A 23505-nucleotide genomic window follows, 5' to 3' on the forward strand; every position below is an offset into this window, starting at 1 on the left:
CGAAGAAGAATGCGGTTAAAATAAGTATCTCAACCACATTCTTTTAATCAGTAATGCAATATTATTGAACGGAAGCAGTGTTCATTGCCTTGTTCATGCTCTCTGTCTTTTCAGCAGCATTTTCGTGTGTTACTGTACCGGCAACGATTTCCTTACCCATTGATTCTGCTGGTGTCCAATATTGAGCCATGCCTGACTGTAGTGGCTGTACAATTGAAGCAAAGTCCATTGTATCCATCTGTGCCTTAGCCAATGCATCAGAAACATTCAATGATGTATCTGTAGGAATGATATTACGTAAGTCGTAGTGAGCTTGTTGAGCCTTTGCACCACCTAAGAATGAAGCTAATGCAACTGCAACTTCTGGATTCTTACTTGTTGGGTTAACACCAATAGCCTTAGAACCTGCGAATGCCTTTAACTGTAATTCCTTACCATTTAATGTGTACTTAGGAGGAACTACAATACCAACGTTTTCTTTACCTAAAGCGTCAACAACTGCCTTGTAATCCCAAGTACCTGAGAATAATGCATTGACTGTACCATCAGCTAATGTGCTTGGTGTTAGACCATATGCATCCTTGAAGTTAGGATTCTGAACTAAGTCAACTAAGTAATTTGTAACTGCTGTACCCTTTTCACCACCGAAATCGATACCAGCTTTAGCATCTGCTCCATTTTCACCGAATAATGTGCATCCGTTAGCTGCGTAGAATGCTTGAATATACCAAGAGTTAGAGAGTGGGAAACCAACCTTACCCTTTGTAAGCATTGTGTCTAAGTTCTTAACATCATCTTCAGAGAAGACGCGCTTGTCATAGTACATGAACCATGTGTTTGCTGTAAATGGAACACCATATACAGAGTTTTCATAAGTTACTGTATCAACAGTAATGTCACTGTTGTTCTTCTTGATTGCTTCAACTGCAGATCCACCTAATTCAGCGATAGCGTTAGCCTTTAATAAATCTGGGATCTGGTCGTTTGCGAACATGTAAACGTCAGCTGCTGCTGATGGGTCAGCTGCTACTAATGTCTTCGCATCACCTTCAGGGCATACGCCTGTGTTGAATGTTAACTTCCATTCTGGGTGAGCTTCCTGGAAAGCGTCTAATTGCTTCTTGAGCCAGTTGCCCTGTTCTTCTGATTGATCTTCAGATGGTGTCCACACTGTAAGTGTAACTTCCTTAGAATCTGAAGCTGTTGTGTTTGATTCCTTCTTGCCGCCGCATCCTGCTAATGCAGAGATACCCATTAAAGCAGCCAAACCAAGTGATACTAACTTTGTACTTTTCATGTTTTCCTCCCGAAAAAGTGTATGATTTCGTAAACGTTACTGGAAACGTTTACAACTCTATAGTTTTATTTTATGCAAAGCGCTTTCAAATTTCAATATCTTTTTATGAAATTTTAAAATTAATACTCTAAATTCTGATGAGATTCTCTTCCAAAGATGTGCATGACATTACCACCAAATGTAAAGTCGATCTTATCGCCAATCTTGAATGTTCTACCATTTAAATCCAGTGTTGGAACGATGATAATGCTGTCTTTACCACACGCATTTACGTGTAAGTGGATTGCGGAGCCCATCATTTCACTTACATCAACGATGCCTTCAATTGTCTTGCCGCTATCTCCACCAAGTGAGATGTGTTCAGGACGTACACCAACTGTAATTGGCTGTGGTTGTACGTTCTTTTCAGCCAAGAGGGCTTGTTTTTCTTCAGAAACTTCCATCACCGCATTGTCTAACTTCACGCAGTATTTACCAGCTTCATTCTTTAAGAGCTCACCGCTGTAGAAGTTCATCTGTGGCATGCCGATAAAGCCTGCTACGAACTCATTAACTGGATGATCAAATAATTGCTGTGGAGTTCCAACCTGCTGGATAACGCCATCCTTCATGATAACGATGCGGTCACCCAGTGTCATTGCTTCTGTCTGGTCATGTGTTACATAGACAAATGTTGCTTTAATCTTCTGTCTTAACTTGATGATTTCAGCACGCATCTGATTTCTTAACTTCGCATCCAAGTTAGAGAGTGGTTCATCCATCAATAATAGCTTTGGATTACGCACAATCGCACGTCCAATCGCAACACGCTGTCTTTGTCCACCGGATAAAGCCTTTGGCTTACGGTCTAGATATGGTGTTAAGTCTAGAATTTCAGCTGCTTCTTCAACCTTAGCCTTGATTTCATCAGCTGGAACCTTATGCATCTTGAGTGGGAATTCAAGATTTTGGCGAACACTCATATGTGGATATAACGCATAGTTCTGGAAAACCATCGCAATATCACGATCTTTAGGAGATACGTTGTTCATTAGCTTACCATCAATGAATAATTCTCCACGTGTAATATCTTCCAATCCCGCAATCATACGTAATGTTGTGGACTTACCGCAACCAGAAGGACCTACTAATACGATGAACTCTTCATCGCCAATTTCTAGATTGAAATCATCAACCGCAACCACACCTTCATCTGTGATCTTTAGGTTTACTTTCTTTTCTTCGCCCTTCTTTTTCTTTTTTACCTCACCACTGTTTGGGTAAATTTTTTGGACATGCTTTAGACTTACTGTTGACATCTTACTTTTCCTCCACTGGTTTTTGTATACGAATACTCTCTCCTGCTAATACATGAAATGGAATAATTTCATGTATTACAGGTTTATTGTAATTTAATCTTAATAACAAGTCATCTACACTGCGTTTGGCAAGTTGTGAAACATCCTGTTCGACAGTTGCTAGACGCGGTGTTACATACCTTGCAAAGTCAATTCCATCGTTGCCGATGATGGATATATCTTGTGGCACCTTTAGTTTACGGTCATTGATTGCACGTAATGCACCAATTGCCACAACGTCACTGACCGCATAGATCGCAGTAACCTCTGGATAGCTATCTAATAATTTTATCGTACCATTATATCCATCTTCAAGCGAGAACTTTCCTGGCACAAACTGCTTACGTTTATTAAACGGTATCTTGTTTTCTTTAAACGCTGCGATTGCACTCTCCACACGTTTTGAACCAATCAATCCGGCTTCCGATTCAGCCGACCCACATACAATGCCGATCTTTCTGTGTCCCGAGCGAATCAAGTATTCCGCTGCTGCGCGTGCCGCTTCTCTATCATCTGTTGTAAAGCTAGAAAGATTACTAAAGTTCATCTCTGCTGCGCTTTCTGAACATAATACACATGGCACTTTAATACTCGCAAATGACTCACGGAAATATTTCTGATTGCCACCCAAGAAGATAAAGCCCTTTGGTTTCTTTTCGCTACAGATGCGAATTGCTACTTCCACTTCATTTTCAAGTTCATCCAAGTATACGACAGAGACATCTTCCCCACTTTCCTGCAGATAACTTTGCATCTTTTCGACAATGATACTAAAGAAGGCATTGTGCAATCCCTTAATCAAAATCGTAATTGCGGATGTCGCAGATTGTTTTAAAAGTTTCGCATTTGAGTTTGGTTCAAACTTTTCGTCCTTGATTACTTTTTCAATTTTTCTCTTTGCTACCGCACTAACATCAGGATGGTTATTGATAACTCTGGAAACTGTTCCAATGCTATACCCTGAAATACGTGCAATATCTTTAATTGTCGTCATTTAAAACCCCTTTTACTCGTAACCGTTTACGGAAACGTTTACAGGATACACCAAAATAATATGTGAGCGTTTTCAAAGTGTCAAGAGAAAAAACCTTCTTTCGAAGGTTTTCAACGAATCAATTTTGTTTCTTTTCACAAACATTGATTTCTACTATTCTTGTGCTGTCTTGATATAATTACGCATTTGTTCTTCAGATACATAGCCTGGTACATATCCTAAGAAATCTCCTGATGGTCGAACGATATACGTTGTTGGATAACCAGAAATATGATACGTATCTGTAGCTTCTAATGTTGTATCATACAGAATTGTAAAGTTATAGCCTCTTTTCTTCATGTATTCTTCAACATACTGAATACTACCCTCACCATTTAGACCTGGTGCCGCAATCATCAATACCTGAACATCATCTTTCATCTCATCATTAATCTTCTGTAATCCCTCAAACTCTTCGTTACAGTAGTGGCACCATGTGCCAAAGAAGTTCATGACAATCGTCTTTCCTTTGTAATCACTCAGATTATGAGTGTTACCTTCTCCATCTACAAGCGCAAAGTTATACTTTTCGATAGCTGTCTTTGCTGATGAATCTGTATTTTCTTTTGTGGATGAATCTTCCTTGTTAGAAGTATCTTCTTTACTAGTTGTATCCTGTTTTGAATCCTCTACTGTTGTTTCTGCAGGAGTTGTAGAAGAACGATTCTGTAGTGCATGCATTGTTGTAAAGCCTTGGAATAACATAAAGCATCCCATTGCCAAGACAAGAATTCCACTTGCGATACCTGTATACTTCACAACATTCTTATTACGTTTGATTAGATTCAATATTTCTTCTGTAAAGAATCCAATGAGTAAGAAGATAACAATGAATCCTAACGCATAGGACGCAATATATAGCCAACCAAGTCCGTTTGTAGCAGTAGATGCTAGTAAGATTGCTTGGGCCAATAATGGACCTACGCATGGAGACCATGCAAAACTAAACACAAATCCCAACGCAAATGCTTTGAAGAAAGTCATCCCACCTTCTACACGCATTGTCTTTTGGTGTGTCTGATTCAAGAAAGGAATATTGATAATGTGTAGATTTGCTAGACCAAGGATGACTAGTAATACACCACCTGCAATTTGAAACTGCAATGTGTATTGCTTGAATACAGCTGCTAGTGCACTAGATCCAAGCCCTGCAATCACGAACACTGTCGAGATTCCTAAGACGAATCCGATTGTTAGAATAAGTGTTTTCATTCGATCATAACGTACCTGTCCATTTTCGTCTGTCATCATGGAACCCTTTGTAAGGTAGCCAATGTATAACGGAACAAGTGGAAGAATACATGGTGAGAAGAATGATAATAACCCTTCTAAAAATAGACCGCCAAGAGTAATAATTTCTTTCATAATACCGCCGTTCTATGCTATAAAGCGTGTAATGCAGAGAATCAGGACGATAATTCCGAGAATAATACGATATACGCCAAATACCTTGAAGTCATTCTTACGAATGTAGTTCATTAAGGTACGAATCGCAATAATTGAAACGATAAAGGAAACCACTGTACCAATGAGTAAAATCATGAGTGGCCAAAAGCCGAATGAGAAGTCTGCTTTGATAATCTTTAAAAGGCTTGCGCCAAACATTGCTGGAATTGCCATAAAGAATGAGAACTCTGCAGCTGTTGCACGATTAAATCCTAATAAAGTTGCACCAAAGATTGTACTTCCAGAACGACTAGTTCCTGGAACCAAAGCCAAAATCTGGAACATACCAACACCGAAGGCTTTCTTAGGTGTGATTTGACTGACATGTTCAACTGTAAACTTCTTTTCTCGATTCTCCATCCATATAAACAAGATACCGTAGAGAATCAAAGTAATACCGATGATATATGGTGCACTCATCACATTGTCAATCCAATCATTCAGTAACATTCCTGCTACTAATGGGATAGATGCCACTACAACCATTAACCATGTGTGGTAGATATTCTTTTTCTTTGGCTCTGATACGTTTTTGCCGAGTGGGCATAAACGCTTCCAATACAACAACAGTACAGACAAAATACTGCCGAACTGAATCACGACCTTGTATACATCCCAGAAGGCTTTATTTTTTGCAGGATCGGCAAAGACATTCAAAGGCATAAACGTCTGTAATAAAATTAAATGACCTGTTGAACTGATAGGCAGAAACTCTGTTACACCTTGTACAATTCCAAAAATTACAGATTTAATAATATTTAAGATAATATCCATTTTTGTTAACCTTCTTAGTCGTGATTGATACGATCAGCTCGCACTAAGTCTGACCTCATTTGTTTGATACGTTTCGCAAATGCGCGTAAATCTTTCATCCGCCACATCCAGTTTGGTGCACCTACGCTACCAGGCATGTTTAAGCGTGCTTGGCTACCAGCATGGATCCAGTCTGACATCGGAATAATTACCATGTCCGCATTACTATCCAACGAATAGTCAATCACATCATCGACAAAGCTATGCTTGCGATATCCGTGTTTCCATAGGTACTGACGCATCTTTCTTCTTAAAGAAGCAGGTTGTTTGCAATACCAGGAATATGTCGTATCGTTGTCATGAGTCCCAGTATATACCAATAGATGAGTTTTATCTTCTTCCATGCCCTCAGGGTCAAATGTGAATTGAACAATACGCATACCCCTAAACTTGTAGTAATCTCTTAATTCCAATACTTCTGGACGTAAATCTCCTAAATCTTCCGCAACGATAGTGAGGTTTGGATATTGCTTAAATAATGTATCAAACAATTCATATCCAGGTGCTTCAATCCACTCGCCTTCAATCGCAGTTGGACAATCTGCCGGAATCTTCCAGTATGTATCAAAGGCACGGAAGTGATCGACTCTAACAACGTCGAACATCTTTCCCATGTATGATAAACGTTCAATCCAGAATGTAAATTTATCTTTCTTCATAAACTTCCAGTCATAGATAGGATTGCCCCATCTTTGTCCTGTCGCTGAAAAGTAATCAGGTGGAACACCAGCGATAAATGTTGGTCTACCATCTTGATCTAACAAGAAGTTTTCACGGTGTGCCCAAACATCCGCAGAATCTAATCCTACATAGAATGGGATATCACCCACCATCTGAATTCCTAAACTATTTGCATATTTCTTAAGTGCATGCCACTGTTGATGTAATACAAACTGTAAGAACATCTGGTATGCAATTTCATCTTCATACTTTGATAAATCTAATTTCTGGTTGATTGGATAATCTTTCTGTTCCTTCTCCCATTCATTCCAAGGTCGTAAATTGTTCGCAACTTTAAAAGTCTTAAAGATTGCATACTCTTTTACCCAAGGCTGCTTGATAAAGGATTCGTATGCCTCATCCTTTTCAAATTTCTGATAGGCTAGTCGCAAGTACTTATCATGGAACGTACGAACTACTTCATACTGAATCTCATCATCATTACGATGATAAGAAGGCACTTTCTCTAATAACCCTTGTTGTGCTAAAACATCTAATGATATATACAACTCATCAACCGCATAAGATGAATATGGCTGATAAGGTGAATTTCCATATCCTAAAGGGTTTAATGGCAACAACTGCCAAATGCCTAGGCCCGACTGATGCATCATCTTTACAAAATCATATGCTTCTTTTCCAAAAGTACCACATCCGTGGCGGCCAGGCAGAGATGCGACTGGCATTAAAATTCCTGCTTTTCTCATATTACTATTCATTTAACTCCGCTTTCAGTTTAAATATTAACCCATGAAGTAATATTTTTCCATGTCAAGTGAATAGAATTCACTTTTTTCTCATTTATGGTATAGTTGTCTATGGTTTTAATTATTTTGATAAAGGAGATACTCATGACATTAGAGAAAAAACTTGAGTCAAGCTTGAAAAAGCAGATTAAAAATGCCACTGACAGAGAACTTTATGATGCGATTGTCGCTATCGTAAAGGAAGAACAAGATCATGTTAAGAAGATTACAGGTGAAAAGAAGTTGTACTACATCAGTGCAGAATTCCTCATCGGTAAACAGTTAGGTAAGAACTTAATCAACTTAGGTCTATATGATGAATTAGCAAAATTATTATCTAAAAACGGTAAGTCCATTCGCACAGTTGAAAGTTTCGAAAAGGAACCTTCACTTGGTAACGGCGGTCTAGGTCGTTTAGCTGCCTGCTTCTTAGATTCCATCGCTACTTTAAACTTACAGGGTGATGGTGTTGGTCTAAATTATCACCTTGGTTTATTCCGTCAAGAATTTAAGGATAGAAAGCAACATGAAATTCCTGATGAATGGTTGAATGGTTCTACAGTATTACATGATACTGATGTATCCTTCCCAGTTGAACTTGCTGGTAAGACATACTACTCACATATGTATGACTTAGATATTATCGGATATAAGACAAACAAGAATACATTGCACTTATTTGACTTAGATACTGTTGATGAATCTATCGTTCACAATGGCACAAAGTTCGATAAGAAGAATATTGATAAGAACTTAACACTATTCCTCTACCCAGACGATAGTGATAAGGATGGTCAGTTATTACGTATTTACCAACAGTACTTTATGGTAAGTAACGCTGCTCAATTGATTATCAAGGAAGAAAAAGAAAAGGGACACAGCCTCAACGATTTAGATAAGCATGTTTCTATCCAGATCAATGATACTCACCCTTCTATGGTAATTCCTGAATTAATTCGTTTATTGATGAATGAAGGTATCACATTCCGTAGAGCAGCAGACATTGTCGCTAATACATGTGCATACACAAACCATACAATCCTGGCGGAGGCGCTAGAAAAGTGGCCTCTAGATTATCTACAGGAAGTTGTACCACAGCTCGTTCCTATTATTGGTGGATTAGATTATGCCGTAAATATTGCCTTTAAGGGTGATAAAGAATTAACAATCATCGATGATGATCACCGCGTACACATGGCAAGAATGGACATGCATTTCAGTAATTCCATCAATGGTGTAGCAGCACTTCATACAGAAATTCTAAAGCACCAAGAATTAAAGCCATTCTATAACATTTACAACTCTAAGTTTAACAACAAGACAAACGGTATCACATTCCGTAGATGGATCATGCATTGCAACCCAGAACTTGCAAATTACATCGATACATTAATCGGTGATGCATGGCGTAAAGATGCTAGTAAGTTAGAAGACTTATTGAAGTATATCAACGATACAGCAGTACTACAGAAGTTAGATGATATCAAGTATACAAACAAAGTACGTCTTGCGGATATGATTAAGAAGGAAGAAGGAATTGAAATCAATCCAAGTTCTATCTTCGATATCCAAGTAAAACGTCTACATGAGTACAAGCGTCAACAGATGAACGCATTGTGGGTAATCTATAAGTACCTACAGATTAAGGCAGGTCAAAAGCCAGCTCGTCCTATTACCGTAATCTTTGGTGCAAAAGCAGCACCTGCATACATCATGGCAAAGAATATCATTCACTTGATTATTTGCTTACAAGACTTAATTAAGAATGACCCAGAAGTAAGTCCATACCTCAAGGTTGTTATGTTACAAAACTACAACGTAACAAAGGCAGAGACAGTTATTCCTGCATGTGATATCTCAGAGCAGATTTCCCTAGCTTCTAAGGAAGCTTCTGGTACAGGTAATATGAAGTTCATGTTAAATGGTGCTATCACATTAGGTACAAATGACGGAGCTAACGTTGAAATCGGTGAACTCGTTGGTAAGGATAACATCTATACATTCGGACGTTCATCCGACGATGTAATCAAACTCTACGAAACAAGTGGTTACCACGCAGCTGATTACTACAACAACAGCCAACTCATTCATGCATGTGTAGACTTCATCACAAGTCCAGAACTTATTAAGTTAGGCGATAAGCAAATGTTATCTGACTTACGTGATAACTTAATCAACAAGGACTGGTTTATGACATTACTTGACCTTGAAGAATACTGCAGAGTAAAGGACCACGTATTAGCTGATTACGAAGATCGTCTCGCATGGAAGAAGAAGTCATTAGTAAATATTGCTAAGAGTGGATTCTTCTCAAGTGATCGTACAATCTTAGACTACAACCGCGATATCTGGCATTTAAAATAGGAGGCCTACATGATTGTAATCGAAATGAATAACGGCAAAGTTATCAAGTTAGAACTTGATGAAACAGCTGCTCCAAAGACAGTTGCTAACTTCAACAAACTTGTTAGTGAAGGCTTCTACGATGGATTATCATTCCACCGTATCATCCCTGGATTTATGATCCAAGGTGGTGACCCAGTTGGAAATGGAACAGGTGGTTCCAAGGAAAACATCGTTGGTGAATTCGCTTCAAACGGATTTAACAATCCTATCAAGCACACTCGTGGTGTTATTTCTATGGCTCGTGCAATGGATCCTAACTCCGCAAGTTCACAGTTCTTCATCATGCATGCATACGCTCCACATCTAGATGGAAACTACGCTGCATTTGGACATGTTGTAGAAGGTTTAGAAGTAGTTGATGAGATTGCAAATACACCAACAGACTTCCGTGATAAGCCAACAACCCCAGTAATTATCAAGCGTGTATACATTGCCTAATCATTAAAACCTGTGTCATAACAACACAGGTTTTTTTATACCTTCATGCATAAAAAAAGAGCGGATATACCGCTCATAAAATTACTTAACTAAGTCCTTTAAAGTCTTACTAGCCTTGAACTTTGGAGCCTTAGTAGCCTTGATCTTAATCTTTTCGCCTGTAGCTGGGTTTAAACCAGTACGAGCCTTCTTCTTAACTACTGTAAACTTACCAAAGCCATTTAATGAAACTTCGCCACCCTTTTTAATTGTTGTAGCGATTTCATCAAATACGTAATTAACTGCTTCTCCAGCAGCCTTCTTTGTTAAACCGTATTTTTCTGCTAAATCATCTGCTAATGTCTTTTTTGTAACGACTTTTACTGTTGCCATGTTTATGGCCTCCTTTTATTTTGATAACTTAATTTTAATTGATTTTTATGTATTTTCAACTAGTGAATCTTAAAAAAGTGCTTATTTATGCATGTTTTTCGCATTTTTGATATGAATTTGTTTATTTTTACAAAAAAAGAAGGCAAAATGCCCTCTTTTCGCTTACTTAGCTGCCTTCTTTAAAGCATCCTTAGTTGCTGTAATGATTGCGTTTGAAGTAAGTGTAGCACCAGAAACAGTGTCTACATCAGCCTTATTCTGCTTAACGATAGCTGCTGGAACTTCTTCTAAAGCACCATCAGCGATACCAGCTGTTTCCTTGTGGTCCTTAACTTCTACCTTTTCAATCTTTGAATCTGAAACTGTAACTGCAACTGTAACGTCACCATTACGTCCTTCAGCTGTTGCTTCATATGTACCAGCTTTGTAAATAGCCTTTGATCCGCAACCTGCTAATGTTAGGATAGTAGCTGCTGCTAAAAAACTCTTAACTAATTTCATGTTCTTTATCTCCTTTAGTCACATGTATTATACATAATTCTGAATCTTTTTGGTATCGATTTGTTATTTTTACACAAATTAGTCTTGTACCACTAACTGATGGTCCCCTGTATGATAATCAATCTTGATATTAGGCTGAACGTTATAACAGAATACATTGAAACAGATTCCCTCTCCATGATCTTCGATTGAACGTGCTTCCAACAGTACCCCTGTTGCCAAAAGATTATCTCCTTCAAAGATTGGTGTACATCGATATAGTACATGATTTCCTGTACGTAATATATACCACGCAGTTTTATCCTCAAACGGCTGCATTCCCACCACGTTCATATAACGTGTCCCCGTAATTAGATTCTGTACATTTGCATTTTCTCCACTTAATTCGTATGCAATCAAGTGACAACGATTATATAAATATTTTCCATCAATAAAATCATACTTAGCTAAATGCCAACCAGTCGGTTTCACCATTGAGATAGAGCCACGCTTCTGTGTCGGCATCATATCAATGCCTATCATCGCCATCGCTGGTCCACAACGGCCAAGATAATCTAATTCGCTGTACGACTCATATTCATCACTCTTTAATTCTTCTTCTGTAAAGAATGGAATATTATGATTAACTTCAACGTATGGTGATGATGTATATACAGGAATATCCGACAATGAAAAAAACGCATCCCGATTCACCGGAATCGTAGAAAAGAATGCTTCCCATATCATCACTGCCGATAGCACTAATAAAAGTAGTGATGAAAAAGCACGCTTACGATACCGACGAAAAGACTTATGGTATATCATTTTTGTCATGCATATCACAAGATATGCAAACACAAAAAGAAATAATCCCACTGGTATATATTTTAAAAATGCCTGTTGGTTATACATACTTGTATTATACACATAACTTCTCATCACTCTTTAAAAAAAGCGGAAATTTCCCGCTTATAAACTCTGTAATACTTGGAAGACTAAATTTGCACAATGTTCCGCTGCCTGTGCTTCAAAGTCTTCGTAAGATACAGTACTTTCTTCATCTGCTTTATCAGAAATTGCACGTACAATCACAAACGGAACCGCAAAGTCTGTCGCAACATGTGCAATTGCACAGCCTTCCATCTCACAACATTTCGCGCCAAAGTTTTGAATAATCCAATCTTTCTTTTCTTTTTGTCCTACAAAGATATCCCCACTCGCAACCCGTCCTTCAAAGACCTGAATTTCAGGTGCGACCTTTTGAATACTATCCACGACCAATTTACGTAGACTTTCATCTGCCTGAAAGGATATACTCTTTCTACCCGGTACCATTCCAGCAGGATAGCCAAATGGTTCAATTCTAAAGTCATGATATACTGCATCTGTAGATACAACGATATCACCGATATTAATTTGATTATCTAAAGAACCTGCAATACCTGTATTCAAAATATGTGTTACTTCATATTTTACACACATGGTTGTAGCACAGATTGCGGCATTTACTTTACCAATCCCACATCTTGCGACAACAACTTCCGTATCACCGATTTTTCCCAAACAATATGTATTATCTCCAACCTGTTCAATCTTTTCGATTGTCATGCGCTCTTTGATCGATGTTACTTCAACATCCATCGCACCAATAATTCCTACTCTCATCATTCTGCGTACACGAGGTGTGCCTCGTCAATCTCCTTTACTGTATTTTCTAAGTAACGACTTGCAAGATATTTTGCCATCGGTAGATTTTGATCTAAATAATTACCACAATCTCGTGCTTCTGCACCAGGGATAGTTCCCTCAAAGTCACGTATAAATTCAAAGAGTCCTTTCACTAACGGAACAATATCCCGAGAAGTCAAATCTCCTTCGCAAAGTAAATAGAATCCTGTACGACAACCCATCGGGCCAAAATAAACAATGCGATCTTTCCACATCAAATGATTGCGTAAATATGTAGCACCTAGATGTTCAATTGTATGCATTTCTGCGGTATTCATCACTGGTTCTCTATTTGGTGTTGTCATTCTTAAATCAAACGTCGTAATTGTCACATCATTGAAATAATCTTGACGAGATACATATATTCCCGGTTCTAAAACCAGGTGATTCACTGTAAAACTAGCGATTTTCTCCATAAAAAACCTCTTCTTTTCTATATAGGTTATATCATACTTAAAAACTTAATGGGAAACTTTCCATACTCTAATATATAATAGACTCATGAAGAAATTACGAACAATCTTATTTGCAATCACATGTACACTCGTGATTGCGCTAACAACACTATTACCAGTTACCGCAACAGATGACGCTTTTGATTTAGGCAAAAATCTATATAGTACAAACTACATCTTTCTAGATGCAGATACAGGTCAAGTATTATCCGCAAAGAAACAGGATGAACAAATCAGTATCGCATCACTCACAAAGATGATGACGGTACTTCTAGCAATCGAAAATAGTTCTTCACTGAATCAAACAGTAACGATTACTAATGAGATGATTGATGGCCTGTATGAGGAACAAGCAAGTGTTGCAGGATATGTAAATGGTGATACAGCAACAGTACTAGACCTATGTTACGCTGCAGCGATACCATCCGCTGCAGATGCCGCAAATGCACTTGCAATACAGATTGGTGGTAGCTTTGAAAACTTCTATCAAATGATGAATGACAAAGCCACTCAACTAGGGATGGATCATACCGTTTTCAAGAGTGCCCATGGTCTTGACCGTGAGGGACAATATTCAACAGTCGAGGATATTTCAAAGTTATTGCGTTATGCATTACAAAATCCAACATTTAAAGAAATCTTCTCTACAAAAGAACACACAACACAAGCCACAACCTATTATCCATTTGGCATTCCACTTGCTAGCACAATTTGGGCATACGCAGATACATACGGCTATAACCTAGCAAATCTCTCCGGTGGTAAAACCGGATATACACTGCAGGCTGGCAGATGTATCGCGTATTGGGCAACTGTTAATGATATGAATATCATTGCGGTAACAGCTGGAGCAAGCACCAACGTTGAACAATACTCCAACCTCAGCGATGCACAGACTGCCTTAACTAGCTTAGCTTCTTGGCATAAGAAAACAATTCTGAAAAAGAATGATGTTGTTAGTACGATTGAATATAAATCATTCATGCATACAGCGAATATCGACGTGAAGATAGATAAAGATATTACGCTTGATTTACCAGCGGATGTAGAATGTACATATGAAGTTGATCTTCCAAAAAAGTTCTCAGCAGAACTTTATGACCAAAATATTCAAGCAACAATTACATTTACTGCTGATAATAAAACCATCTATACAAAAACAATTAGTATTACACTTCCACAAGAAAAGAATATATTCGGTAGAATCATTCTACATCTACAGAACTTTATAAAAGGTTGATTGCATGCCAATCAACCTTTTACATTACCACTTCCATCTTTTACTTGAATGATACGATCGCAATATGTCAATGTTGATAACCGATGTGAAATCGTCAGAATCATCTTATCTTTAAATTCCTTCTCTAACGTGTGGAGAAGTTCTTTTTCATGCAATACATCTAGTGCACTTGTAGGTTCATCCAAGATAATCACATCTGGTTGTTTTAACATAATACGTGCTAAACCAATTCTTTGACGCTCACCACCTGATACACGTGAACTCATCTGTCCCATATGCGTATCATATCCGTCTGCTAAACTCATAATAAAATCATCAATGCCTGCTCTTTTTGCGGCTAGACGAATCTCATCCATCGTAGCTTCAGGCTTAGCAATTGCGATATTCTGTGCAATTGCATCATTGAAAAGATATGTATCTTGTTCTAGCACTGCAATATGACGATGAAGTTCCTCAAATGAAAATTGATCTAGGGAAATTCCGTTGATCTGTATCTTCCCGGTTTGTATTGGATAGTATCTTAATAACAATCTCAAAATTGTAGATTTACCAGAACCACTTTCACCAACGATACCGATATGTTCCTGATTTTGTATTGATAGATTGAAATGCTTTAAAATCTCACGATTTGTTTTCGGATATATAAATGAAACATCTTCAAAATTAATGCATTCAACGTGGTCAATCCGAATAGATTCCTTGGGATCTGTAGTAAGTGGGTTGGCATCTTCTATCAAGAAGATTCGTTCAGCCGCCGCAAATGCCTCAAGTAAGTGAATTACCACAAATGTCAGTGAGAACGTTGAAGAGAAAGAAGCAGTTGCGATAAATGAAATGACAATCGTACCAACCGGATCACCTATTCCATTAGAAAGTAAATACGCAGCCACAACCAATATCATCACTCTACCAAGATAGACAAAGAAGTTTGGTGCAGAAGATAATGCTTGTTTATGCATCGTCATTGCATGCATGTCCTTATTAACTTGATCATTATACTTCATGACCTGTGTAATCTTTTCATCACTTGCATGATAGATTTGTATATCCTTGATTGCGTATATATTTTCAAGAATGACTGCCTTTAACTTTCCTAGATCTTTGCGATATTCTTTCCCAATCCCTCTTCCAAGATACAGTCCAACAAGAGGAATGATAATACTGATAATTAAGTATACAGGAATCAATACATACGCATAGAAAGGGTTAAATTGTAATGCGATAATAACAGTCGTTACTGGTAGTAATATTACTGTAAACATTGGACCAATCGTATGCGCAAAAAAGTATTCCAACGTCTCAATATCACCTACCGCAATATTTATCACATCACCTATTTTTTGATCAATCAAATATGCAGGTGCTAATCGATTGATAGACGTAAATAAATCAACACGCATCTTGGCAAGGATACCATACGCACCTAGATGCGAAAACACACCTTCTAGATATCGACATAATGCGATTAAAAGGCCACACAATAACATCATGCATGCATAAAACCCTGCACTACTAGTTGTTACAATACCTGCAACTTTCATAATCCAAAGTGCGCCAAATCCCATCACGCCCATATGCGAAAGATTACCGACGATACTAGCTAAGGTCGATATCGTTAGATATTTCGCGATTGGCCTAGCTTTCTTGATTAATCTTGATGCTAGAACTGGAATTGAATATGCATATTTTTTCATCCTTGTACCTCCAGTTCATTCTGTTCTTCCACAAGTGTACGATACAGCCCATGATTCTTCATAAGTTGTTCATGATTACCTACCTCTTCTACAACACCGGATTGAAGTACGATAATTTGATCGGCGTTACGAATCGCAGACAAACGATGTGAAATAATAATAAGTGTACGTTTCTTAGATAACTTTTCGATACACTGCCAAATAATCTTTTCACTTTCAGGGTCGACTGCAGAAGTAGCTTCATCAAAGATGATATATTCCGCATCTGTTAATAGAGCTCTAGCGATACCCATCATTTGTTTTTGCCCACCAGATAGATTAGACCCAGATTCACTCACCATCGTATCTAAACCATCTTTCATTCTTTGAAGATGCTTATCAAGGCTCACTTCCTCTAATACTTGCCAAATCTTTTCATCGGTTGCGGATGGATTGGCTAGTAAAAGATTATTTCGAATTGTATCACTAAATAAATTTACCGTTTGCGGAACCATTACAATATATTTACCAATCTCTTCACGATTCATGCATGCATAATCTATTCCATTTAGATATACAGCACCACTTGCAGGATAGATAAACTTCATTAACATTGACGCAATCGTACTCTTACCACAACCTGATAATCCAACGAGTGCAGTTGTCTTTGATTTTTCGATTTTAATATTTACATGATGTAATACTTCTTTTCTACCTTCGTAAGAGAAAGATACATCTTTTAGTACAATACCATCTTGGTATGGTATCGGTTGTTTTTCTTGCTTGATTTCTGTTGTCTTTACCGCAAGTATTTCTTCAGCACGGCTTGCGGCAGAAACAGCTGTAAGTGCATCATGCGTTGCGGACATTAGTTGGCGAATTGATCCAAAGTAGCTATATCCTAACAACAAAATCATTAACACAGTGCTAAGTTCCATTGTTTGATTTGATAAACTGCTAACTGCGATTAGTACACATACAAATAATGTGATATAGATGATTCCTTCCGTCACTAAAAATGATGTGAAGTTTACCTTCATAAATTCATTGATTTGGTGATTGAGATACTCTGCTTTTTCTCCTAAGACTTCCGCATGTTTATCAGATTGGTCAAACAACTTCAATGTGGAAAGACCTCGAATACTATCCAAGTAATAGCCTGTCATATCTTCTAGCGAAACCCAATATGACTTTCTTAGCTTTTCAATGCGATAACGAAATACATTATGTAATGGTAGTAAAACAAAGGATACTATTAACAGTATGCATGCAATCAAGAAAGAACTAGGATAAATTTTAGTAAACAAGTAAATTGGCGCAATCACGCTGAATAATAAACTTGGTAAATAAACACTGTAATATACCTGCATTTGTTCTACGCCATCAACTGCCGAAGTAATTGCGGAATTAGGGCCTATCTTTTCAATGTACCCTGCATCTAATGACATTGTTTTTGTAAATAACTTCTGACGTATTGATGAACGCGCTGCTGCTTGAGCGCGATACTCTAATTCTCCCTGTATGAATTGAAATACAAATATCAATACAGATACGACAAGAATCTGAATCACCACATTTCGTATTTCATCATGCGTAAATGTTGGATTCATCATATTTCCCAAGAAATAGGAAATACGTGTCGCAAAGCTAGTTATCATCACAAGTGAACAAACACGTATTACAACAAGTGAAAGGATCCAACCCCAAAGACCTTTAGTCATCTTTAACAATGTTTTATCTAGTAATAACATTCAACCTCCTTATCTACTTAAAAAAGGAATCTTTCATAGATCCCTCATAGAAAAACTATTTAGCAGCCTCAAATACTTTACGCACTTGTTCCTTGCATTCGTCATATTTCTCAAATAAATGCGCCTCATAGATTTTCTGATCGCCAATCCACATACATGGAACTGCGTGATAATCATACTTTTCAATGATTTCAGGATGCTCATTTTCCTCAATCATATCAATTTCAATATTTTTATATTCTGGATTCTCTGCTCTTAATTCTTCAATTGCTTTGTTTGCGTTCTTGCAATAAGGACAAGAATTTAGATGGAAATAAGTAATTTTCTTCATAGTATTCACCTCTACGCTTCTATTTTACTATTTTTTACTCATTTTTATACTGAAATGCTTTTAGTTTGTATTGCGTTCAATGCGAGTGCGACTCGTCTTAGAGAAGATAATCATCTGCGCTTTATATAAACCAGAATAACCAGAAACGATATAACTAATTGCGACCGCAATCAATAAAAATGAGCTTGCTTGAAAGTTAAATAATTCAAACCCAATTAACAATGAAGTGATTGGACAGTTTGTAACTCCACAGAATACCGCAACCATACCAACCTCAGCCCATAGACCCGCAGGCAGTCCAAATATTGTACCAAATGCGCTACCAAGAGTTGCCCCAATAATCAAAGAAGGAATGATTTCACCACCTTTGTATCCTGCAGATAATGTTATTGCAGTAAAGAGAATCTTTAGTAAGAATGCATAGATTGGAACATCTCCACTTAGCGAACGTTCAATCATTTGTGGACCAACACCATTGTAATCTTGATTACCAACCAACAGTGTCAATACGATAATGATACAAGCACCTACTATTGCACGAACATATGCATTTTCAATCATCGCAAAAATATGATGTGTCTTATGTAAACTAAAGACGAATAGACGACTGACAAGTCCAGCCAATAGTGATAAACCAATCACCGCAATCGTTGTGATTGCGTCCAAATTAGGAACTGTACCAATATGATTCATTGGCTCTACTAAGTTCATTGCGATAGCTACACTATGTCCAACTAGTGATGCGATAGCACATGGAAGTAATGCTGCATATTGCATATATCCTACGTGTACTACTTCTAATGGTAAGATAGCTGCTGTTAAAGGTGTACCAAATAGAGCCGAGAAACAGCCAGACATACCAGCCATAATCAATGTCTTTTTGTCTTCTTCCTTTAAACGTAGTGTCTTTGATATAAAACTACCAACGCTACCACCAATCTGTAGCGCCGCCCCTTCACGTCCAGCAGATCCACCAAATAAATGTGTAATAACAGAAGAAATGAAGATTAGTGGTCCAATACGAACTGGTAAATGTGGCTCAGAATGTATTGAATTAATTACCAAATCTGTTCCAGCATCCTTATATTTTGCCAGTTTGTACAGCAGCACAATAACAATACCACCGATAGGCAAGAAATATATAAGCCATGGATGGTTAACTCTTAGTTGTGTAACGTAATTTACACTAAATGTAAATAATGTACCAAGAACACCTGCACCTAGGCCTGCGATTGCCGCATATATGAGGATACGTATAAAGTCTATGCTCTGTTTTAAATCTATCTTTTTTTCATTCATATTTGTCATATCTTACTTCCCCTTGCGTACCATACTATAACAGATTTATTTTTGGATTGTAAAACCGTATTAATGATACAACCAATCCATCAAAAAAAGTACGCATGAATTGAAGTTCATACATACTCTTTCATTTATTTTTCTTGTAAGGCACTTACAATTTCATCTGCGACATACTTTCCAGACATAAATGCCCATGCAAGTCCTGCTCCTCCTGGCATCTTTTCGCCAAATACATTTCCTGCAATACTACCTGCCGCAAATACATTTAACGTTGAGGCACCACTACCATCTAGAATATTTAAGTAATCATCTACCTTTAAACCGCCTGTTGTTTCATAGCGATATTTATTTAGGGGAATAATGCATGTAGGTTTATCTGGGTCAATTTTCCCCATTATATTTGTACTAGAATCTTCAATTTCTAAGTTATGGTAGTTGATTGTTTGTACTAACTTCTGTGCATCTAAATCAGCTGAAAGCGCAGCCTCACTTAATGTTTCTCCACTAAATGGAACGATACCATACATTGACTGTAGATATTTTACATCAGCCTTAGAGATAGTGGCTGTTGTAAGTAATTTCTTCTTCCATTCTTCATAGACATCTTCATTCATTACAAGATAAGAAGTCGCATTATTCTGGTTATGAATCGATTCAGAGATTTGATTATAAGGTTCTGTCTCATCGATGAAACGCTCTCCATTGTTATTGACTAACGCAACACCTTTTTCAAGAACAGACTTTGTCGCAAGATATGTATCCAATGTAATATCACGTACACTATAGCCTAAATGGTTATATACCACCGAACCATCTTCTATCTGATACGGATGTTCAGCATCTCTTGCAAGTGCTAACGCATCTCCTGTATTTGTCTTAAGACCTAGATAATTTGAATTACGATCACGCTCAGGAATCAAATTCAAATTTCCAGCAGAAGTTCCTGTTGCTAGAACAACATACTTTGATGTTGTCTCAATAATATCACCATTAGACTTCTTCGCTCTTATACCAATAACCTTGCCACTTTCATCATAACGCAAGCCAATGATACCTGCATTGGTATAAACACTAGAACCAGATACCTTCACTTCTTTCTGTAGTAAGTCATCGATTTCACCACTCGATTCATCATACATCATGACAGATTTTAAGGATAAACCATCCGTAGGTACATATCCTATCTTTTTATCAAATGTAATTCCTAGAATCTTTGATTGCCAATCTACAGTTTCACCTATCTGATCTTCAAATAATTGACTTAAAGTTGGACTATTTGTTTGATTACTATAAGCAGTGATATCTTCTGCCAATGTACTTGCAGTATCAACACCCTCTAGATTTGCCTTTGTGGATCCTGCAACAATTTGTCCACTATTGGCATAGTAGCGTAATGAACCACCAATCTCACTATCCTTTTCAATCAAGCTTGTCGTATATCCTTTTTCCTGAAGTCGTAACACTGTAGCGATACCTGCAGCACCACCACCAACAACTGTTACATCTGATTCTTCTTCAATAACCTTCTCTTTATTTTTCCCAGTACAATCCTTCTGCCATTCCTCTACATTTCCATTGGCAGCAGTTATCGCATTTCCAATCGCTTCTAGTACTGCTTTTGAAGTCTGTGTTGCACCTGTAGATACATCAACATTTAAAGATTGATCATCGATTACATATTCAGGAATCTTAGTTAACGCCGCATCAGATACTGCATCTGTCTCCTGTTCATCCGTCACAATTACATTTGTTAACAGCCCATTACGGAAAGATGCAGATACTGTTACATAACCATTGTAACCAGTCCCAATTCCTGTATAGTTACCATCATTTACTGTATGTGTAGATACCGAATCTTTTTTTACCGTACAGCCAAGAACTCCAACAGCTAGAATTAGAGCCATGCCTGTTTTACAGATTTTATTTTCTATTTTCATAGAGTTATTATACCATCTATTAATTCTAGTGAAATATGTGATTGAACACATCATTTGTTCAGATAAAGTTCACATAGCCTTCTTATTTTCTTAACATATTCACTTTATAGTATTAACTGTAAACAGAAAGGAGGACGTAGAGCAGAGTTACTAAAGAGTAGCTAGAATGCAGTACAGTAATTAAATTATTTCTTAAATTCATAAATTCCCCCCCAATTTATAAATAATAATAAGATTTACTTAACCATCGGCTCCCCACCAATGGTTATTTTATGTATAATACGATTTAAGGAGATCAACTATGAAATATCCTAAATTTATAAAACAAGGCGATACAATCGGCATTTGTGCACCAAGTTCAGGTGTTGGAAAATTTATACAGAAATATAAGCGTTCAATCGATAACCTGCATGCGTATGGTTATCAAACAAAAGAAACTGCATCTGTACGCAATGAAACTGAACCAAGTAATACTTCAATCATTCGTGCAAAAGAAGTTGAAGAACTCTTACTCGATCAAGATGTAGATATGATGATGGCCGCAACTGGAGGTGACTTCTTGTTTGATATCCTTCCTCATTTAAACCCATCTATCATTCAAGAAAATCCAAAGTGGATTATGGGTGCTTCTGATCCAACTGGGCTTGTATATCCAATTACAACAAAATACGATATCGCAACACTCTATGGAGAAAACGCAGGTGATTACTACGCAACCCCTACTCCCGATTATTTAGAGGGAAATCTTGCGATTCTAAAAGGTGATTTAGTTGTACAACACAACTATCCACGTCGCATGGAACAGCCACCATTCTTCAGTGATGATATTATCTATGATAAAGATAGTATCTGGAAGTCCACTTCAAATACAATCGATGTAGAAGGTAGATGTATCGGTGGTTGTATTGATGTATTGAAAGATTTAATTGGCACACCATACGATGGTACATTACAGTTTATCGAACGTTATCGTAATGATGGTATTATTTGGTATTTCGATAACTTTGCAATGAATAGTGAAACACTTTACCGTACACTTTTACAGATGAAGTATATAGGCTGGTTTCAAACAACAAAAGCAATCATTATTGGTAGAACCTGTTTTGAATCCAATAGTACTGGATTAAGTTATGAAGATGCAATTAAACATGCATTACAAGATATACCAGTTATCTATGATGCGGATATCGGTCATACTGTACCACGCATCACAATGATCAATGGTGCAATGTTGCACTTGCATTACAAAGATGGTCAAGCATCACTACAATTCGAACTAAAATAATAGGGCATTCACCCTATTATTTTTTATGCATAAATATTTAAGATATTTGGTAAGTCAGCTGTTGTGATAATTCCGATAGGTTTTTCACTAGGCTTTCCTGATTCGGTGATTAGGATTGCTAGTAGCGTAATACCTTCATCTCTTGCCTTATCGAAATAACGTAATACAACATCCACATTATTACTCTTCGAAGTAAATACAACTCTAGAATTTTTGGTAGAAGAGATAATATCTGATACAACTGTATTATCTGTTCTTCCTTGCATCGCAACTTTTGCAATTTCATCTAACGTAATCATTCCCACAAAATTTTGTCCCTTATATACTGGAAGCTTTGATGTGTCCATTTCTTGCATCAGTTGAAAAGCATCACGAATACTTGCATCGATATGCACTGTTTTAACAGGCATGCTTGCATACTTTAAAATATCATGTGGCTCCGTTAATAACTTTGCAATACGTTCAATATCCTCTGTTACACTATCGCATGGTTCTGCGATAATCTCTTTTTCGCTACCACGAATATGTACGATTGCGTTACGCAATTCACTGTACTCCCGTAGGGATTGTTGGTTGATTGCGACGACTCTACTTCGATTTGCACATCGCGCAACAAGTTGTGAGAATGGAATATATTTTGGCTGTTCTGCTAGTTCTGCTAACTTCTTTTCACATTGTGCATAGGCATTTAAAAATCTCTCTGCGTTTGTCATTA

21 protein-coding genes are annotated in these 23505 nt (G+C 37.4%); 4 read left to right on the top strand and 17 right to left on the bottom strand.

The window, feature by feature from the left end; genetic code table 11:
* Nucleotides 1-61: 61 nt before the first annotated feature.
* From RWM19_RS06695 to malQ, 6 genes are all read right to left on the bottom strand, one after another.
* Nucleotides 62-1297 (bottom strand): extracellular solute-binding protein, encoded by a 1236-nt coding sequence (locus RWM19_RS06695; RefSeq protein WP_313985202.1) that lies wholly within the window; start codon nucleotides 1295-1297, stop codon nucleotides 62-64.
* A 119-nt stretch (nucleotides 1298-1416) separates the two neighbouring features.
* Nucleotides 1417-2595 carry an ABC transporter ATP-binding protein gene (locus RWM19_RS06700; RefSeq protein WP_313985204.1) on the bottom strand — a complete coding sequence of 393 codons (1179 nt, stop codon included), beginning with the start codon at nucleotides 2593-2595 and terminating at the stop codon, nucleotides 1417-1419.
* Between the two features lies 1 nt (nucleotide 2596).
* Nucleotides 2597-3628, bottom strand: a complete 1032-nt coding sequence (locus RWM19_RS06705) for a LacI family DNA-binding transcriptional regulator (protein WP_294019966.1) — start codon at nucleotides 3626-3628, stop codon at nucleotides 2597-2599.
* A 153-nt stretch (nucleotides 3629-3781) separates the two neighbouring features.
* Nucleotides 3782-5032, bottom strand: a complete 1251-nt coding sequence (locus RWM19_RS06710) for a cytochrome c biogenesis protein CcdA (RefSeq protein ID WP_313985208.1) — start codon at nucleotides 5030-5032, stop codon at nucleotides 3782-3784.
* Nucleotides 5033-5044: 12 nt separating this feature from the next.
* Nucleotides 5045-5887, bottom strand: coding sequence for an undecaprenyl-diphosphate phosphatase (locus RWM19_RS06715; protein WP_313985211.1), 843 nt, complete (start codon nucleotides 5885-5887; stop codon nucleotides 5045-5047).
* A 14-nt stretch (nucleotides 5888-5901) separates the two neighbouring features.
* Nucleotides 5902-7365 carry a 4-alpha-glucanotransferase gene (gene malQ / locus RWM19_RS06720; protein ID WP_313985214.1) on the bottom strand — a complete coding sequence of 488 codons (1464 nt, stop codon included), beginning with the start codon at nucleotides 7363-7365 and terminating at the stop codon, nucleotides 5902-5904.
* Between the two features lie 132 nt (nucleotides 7366-7497).
* Here malQ and RWM19_RS06725 point away from each other — a divergent pair, with 132 nt between their 5' ends.
* Nucleotides 7498-9756, top strand: a complete 2259-nt coding sequence (locus RWM19_RS06725) for a glycogen/starch/alpha-glucan phosphorylase (protein WP_313985216.1) — start codon at nucleotides 7498-7500, stop codon at nucleotides 9754-9756.
* Between the two features lie 9 nt (nucleotides 9757-9765).
* Nucleotides 9766-10236, top strand: coding sequence for a peptidylprolyl isomerase (locus tag RWM19_RS06730; protein WP_313985218.1), 471 nt, complete (start codon nucleotides 9766-9768; stop codon nucleotides 10234-10236).
* An 81-nt stretch (nucleotides 10237-10317) separates the two neighbouring features.
* Here the strand turns inward: RWM19_RS06730 and RWM19_RS06735 are convergent, their stop codons facing one another.
* The 5 genes from RWM19_RS06735 to RWM19_RS06755 all read right to left on the bottom strand — a co-directional run bounded on the left by RWM19_RS06735 (nucleotide 10318) and on the right by RWM19_RS06755 (nucleotide 13232).
* Nucleotides 10318-10608 carry an HU family DNA-binding protein gene (locus tag RWM19_RS06735; RefSeq protein ID WP_006526626.1) on the bottom strand — a complete coding sequence of 97 codons (291 nt, stop codon included), beginning with the start codon at nucleotides 10606-10608 and terminating at the stop codon, nucleotides 10318-10320.
* A 162-nt stretch (nucleotides 10609-10770) separates the two neighbouring features.
* The gene (locus tag RWM19_RS06740; protein WP_313985222.1) at nucleotides 10771-11109 is read right to left on the bottom strand and encodes an FMN-binding protein; all 339 of its coding nucleotides are present in this window, start codon (nucleotides 11107-11109) and stop codon (nucleotides 10771-10773) included.
* A 78-nt stretch (nucleotides 11110-11187) separates the two neighbouring features.
* Nucleotides 11188-11922, bottom strand: a complete 735-nt coding sequence (locus tag RWM19_RS06745; protein WP_313985225.1) for a DNA/RNA non-specific endonuclease — start codon at nucleotides 11920-11922, stop codon at nucleotides 11188-11190.
* A 135-nt stretch (nucleotides 11923-12057) separates the two neighbouring features.
* On the bottom strand, nucleotides 12058-12756 hold the full coding sequence (locus RWM19_RS06750) for a 5'-methylthioadenosine/adenosylhomocysteine nucleosidase (protein ID WP_313985228.1): 699 nt from the start codon (nucleotides 12754-12756) through the stop codon (nucleotides 12058-12060).
* The gene (locus RWM19_RS06755; RefSeq protein WP_313985231.1) at nucleotides 12753-13232 is read right to left on the bottom strand and encodes an S-ribosylhomocysteine lyase; all 480 of its coding nucleotides are present in this window, start codon (nucleotides 13230-13232) and stop codon (nucleotides 12753-12755) included. The genes RWM19_RS06750 and RWM19_RS06755 overlap by 4 nt, the downstream gene beginning before the upstream one ends.
* Nucleotides 13233-13317: 85 nt before the next feature.
* Here RWM19_RS06755 and RWM19_RS06760 point away from each other — a divergent pair, with 85 nt between their 5' ends.
* Nucleotides 13318-14511 (top strand): hypothetical protein, encoded by a 1194-nt coding sequence (locus tag RWM19_RS06760; RefSeq protein WP_313985234.1) that lies wholly within the window; start codon nucleotides 13318-13320, stop codon nucleotides 14509-14511.
* 11 nt (nucleotides 14512-14522) lie between these two features.
* On the opposite strand, the gene RWM19_RS06765 is transcribed toward RWM19_RS06760, so the two are convergent.
* The 5 genes from RWM19_RS06765 to RWM19_RS06785 form a co-directional block, all read right to left on the bottom strand.
* Complete coding sequence (locus tag RWM19_RS06765) at nucleotides 14523-16205, bottom strand: ABC transporter ATP-binding protein (RefSeq protein WP_313985235.1); 1683 nt, start codon at nucleotides 16203-16205, stop codon at nucleotides 14523-14525.
* The gene (locus tag RWM19_RS06770) at nucleotides 16202-17935 is read right to left on the bottom strand and encodes an ATP-binding cassette domain-containing protein (RefSeq protein WP_313985237.1); all 1734 of its coding nucleotides are present in this window, start codon (nucleotides 17933-17935) and stop codon (nucleotides 16202-16204) included. The genes RWM19_RS06765 and RWM19_RS06770 overlap by 4 nt, the downstream gene beginning before the upstream one ends.
* 55 nt (nucleotides 17936-17990) lie before the next feature.
* Nucleotides 17991-18266, bottom strand: coding sequence for a glutaredoxin domain-containing protein (locus RWM19_RS06775; protein WP_294021519.1), 276 nt, complete (start codon nucleotides 18264-18266; stop codon nucleotides 17991-17993).
* Nucleotides 18267-18326: 60 nt separating this feature from the next.
* The gene (locus RWM19_RS06780) at nucleotides 18327-19574 is read right to left on the bottom strand and encodes a chloride channel protein (protein WP_313985241.1); all 1248 of its coding nucleotides are present in this window, start codon (nucleotides 19572-19574) and stop codon (nucleotides 18327-18329) included.
* A 125-nt stretch (nucleotides 19575-19699) separates the two neighbouring features.
* A complete protein-coding gene (locus RWM19_RS06785; protein ID WP_313985243.1) occupies nucleotides 19700-21505 on the bottom strand; it encodes an FAD-dependent oxidoreductase in 1806 nt (601 codons plus the stop codon).
* A gap of 301 nt (nucleotides 21506-21806) precedes the next feature.
* Between RWM19_RS06785 and RWM19_RS06790 the strand changes: the two genes are divergently transcribed.
* A complete protein-coding gene (locus tag RWM19_RS06790; RefSeq protein ID WP_294023328.1) occupies nucleotides 21807-22790 on the top strand; it encodes a S66 peptidase family protein in 984 nt (327 codons plus the stop codon).
* A gap of 23 nt (nucleotides 22791-22813) precedes the next feature.
* On the opposite strand, the gene RWM19_RS06795 is transcribed toward RWM19_RS06790, so the two are convergent.
* On the bottom strand, nucleotides 22814-23503 hold the full coding sequence (locus RWM19_RS06795; RefSeq protein WP_313985246.1) for a CBS domain-containing protein: 690 nt from the start codon (nucleotides 23501-23503) through the stop codon (nucleotides 22814-22816).
* Between the last annotated feature and the right edge of the window lie 2 nt (nucleotides 23504-23505).

Source organism: uncultured Solobacterium sp. (genome assembly GCF_963517755.1).
Lineage (GTDB): Bacteria > Bacillota_I > Bacilli_A > Erysipelotrichales > Erysipelotrichaceae > Bulleidia.

Bases quoted from the DNA above. Each gene is read 5' to 3' on its own strand.
- RWM19_RS06695 (WP_313985202.1), bottom strand. From the start codon at position 1,297: ATGAAAAGTACAAAGTTAGTATCACTTGGTTTGGCTGCTTTAATGGGT.
- RWM19_RS06700 (WP_313985204.1), bottom strand. From the start codon at position 2,595: ATGTCAACAGTAAGTCTAAAGCATGTCCAAAAAATTTACCCAAACAGT.
- RWM19_RS06705 (WP_294019966.1), bottom strand. From the start codon at position 3,628: ATGACGACAATTAAAGATATTGCACGTATTTCAGGGTATAGCATTGGA.
- RWM19_RS06710 (WP_313985208.1), bottom strand. From the start codon at position 5,032: ATGAAAGAAATTATTACTCTTGGCGGTCTATTTTTAGAAGGGTTATTA.
- RWM19_RS06715 (WP_313985211.1), bottom strand. From the start codon at position 5,887: ATGGATATTATCTTAAATATTATTAAATCTGTAATTTTTGGAATTGTA.
- malQ (WP_313985214.1), bottom strand. From the start codon at position 7,365: ATGAATAGTAATATGAGAAAAGCAGGAATTTTAATGCCAGTCGCATCT.
- RWM19_RS06725 (WP_313985216.1), top strand. From the start codon at position 7,498: ATGACATTAGAGAAAAAACTTGAGTCAAGCTTGAAAAAGCAGATTAAA.
- RWM19_RS06730 (WP_313985218.1), top strand. From the start codon at position 9,766: ATGATTGTAATCGAAATGAATAACGGCAAAGTTATCAAGTTAGAACTT.
- RWM19_RS06735 (WP_006526626.1), bottom strand. From the start codon at position 10,608: ATGGCAACAGTAAAAGTCGTTACAAAAAAGACATTAGCAGATGATTTA.
- RWM19_RS06740 (WP_313985222.1), bottom strand. From the start codon at position 11,109: ATGAAATTAGTTAAGAGTTTTTTAGCAGCAGCTACTATCCTAACATTA.
- RWM19_RS06745 (WP_313985225.1), bottom strand. From the start codon at position 11,922: ATGACAAAAATGATATACCATAAGTCTTTTCGTCGGTATCGTAAGCGT.
- RWM19_RS06750 (WP_313985228.1), bottom strand. From the start codon at position 12,756: ATGATGAGAGTAGGAATTATTGGTGCGATGGATGTTGAAGTAACATCG.
- RWM19_RS06755 (WP_313985231.1), bottom strand. From the start codon at position 13,232: ATGGAGAAAATCGCTAGTTTTACAGTGAATCACCTGGTTTTAGAACCG.
- RWM19_RS06760 (WP_313985234.1), top strand. From the start codon at position 13,318: ATGAAGAAATTACGAACAATCTTATTTGCAATCACATGTACACTCGTG.
- RWM19_RS06765 (WP_313985235.1), bottom strand. From the start codon at position 16,205: ATGAAAAAATATGCATATTCAATTCCAGTTCTAGCATCAAGATTAATC.
- RWM19_RS06770 (WP_313985237.1), bottom strand. From the start codon at position 17,935: ATGTTATTACTAGATAAAACATTGTTAAAGATGACTAAAGGTCTTTGG.
- RWM19_RS06775 (WP_294021519.1), bottom strand. From the start codon at position 18,266: ATGAAGAAAATTACTTATTTCCATCTAAATTCTTGTCCTTATTGCAAG.
- RWM19_RS06780 (WP_313985241.1), bottom strand. From the start codon at position 19,574: ATGACAAATATGAATGAAAAAAAGATAGATTTAAAACAGAGCATAGAC.
- RWM19_RS06785 (WP_313985243.1), bottom strand. From the start codon at position 21,505: ATGAAAATAGAAAATAAAATCTGTAAAACAGGCATGGCTCTAATTCTA.
- RWM19_RS06790 (WP_294023328.1), top strand. From the start codon at position 21,807: ATGAAATATCCTAAATTTATAAAACAAGGCGATACAATCGGCATTTGT.
- RWM19_RS06795 (WP_313985246.1), bottom strand. From the start codon at position 23,503: ATGACAAACGCAGAGAGATTTTTAAATGCCTATGCACAATGTGAAAAG.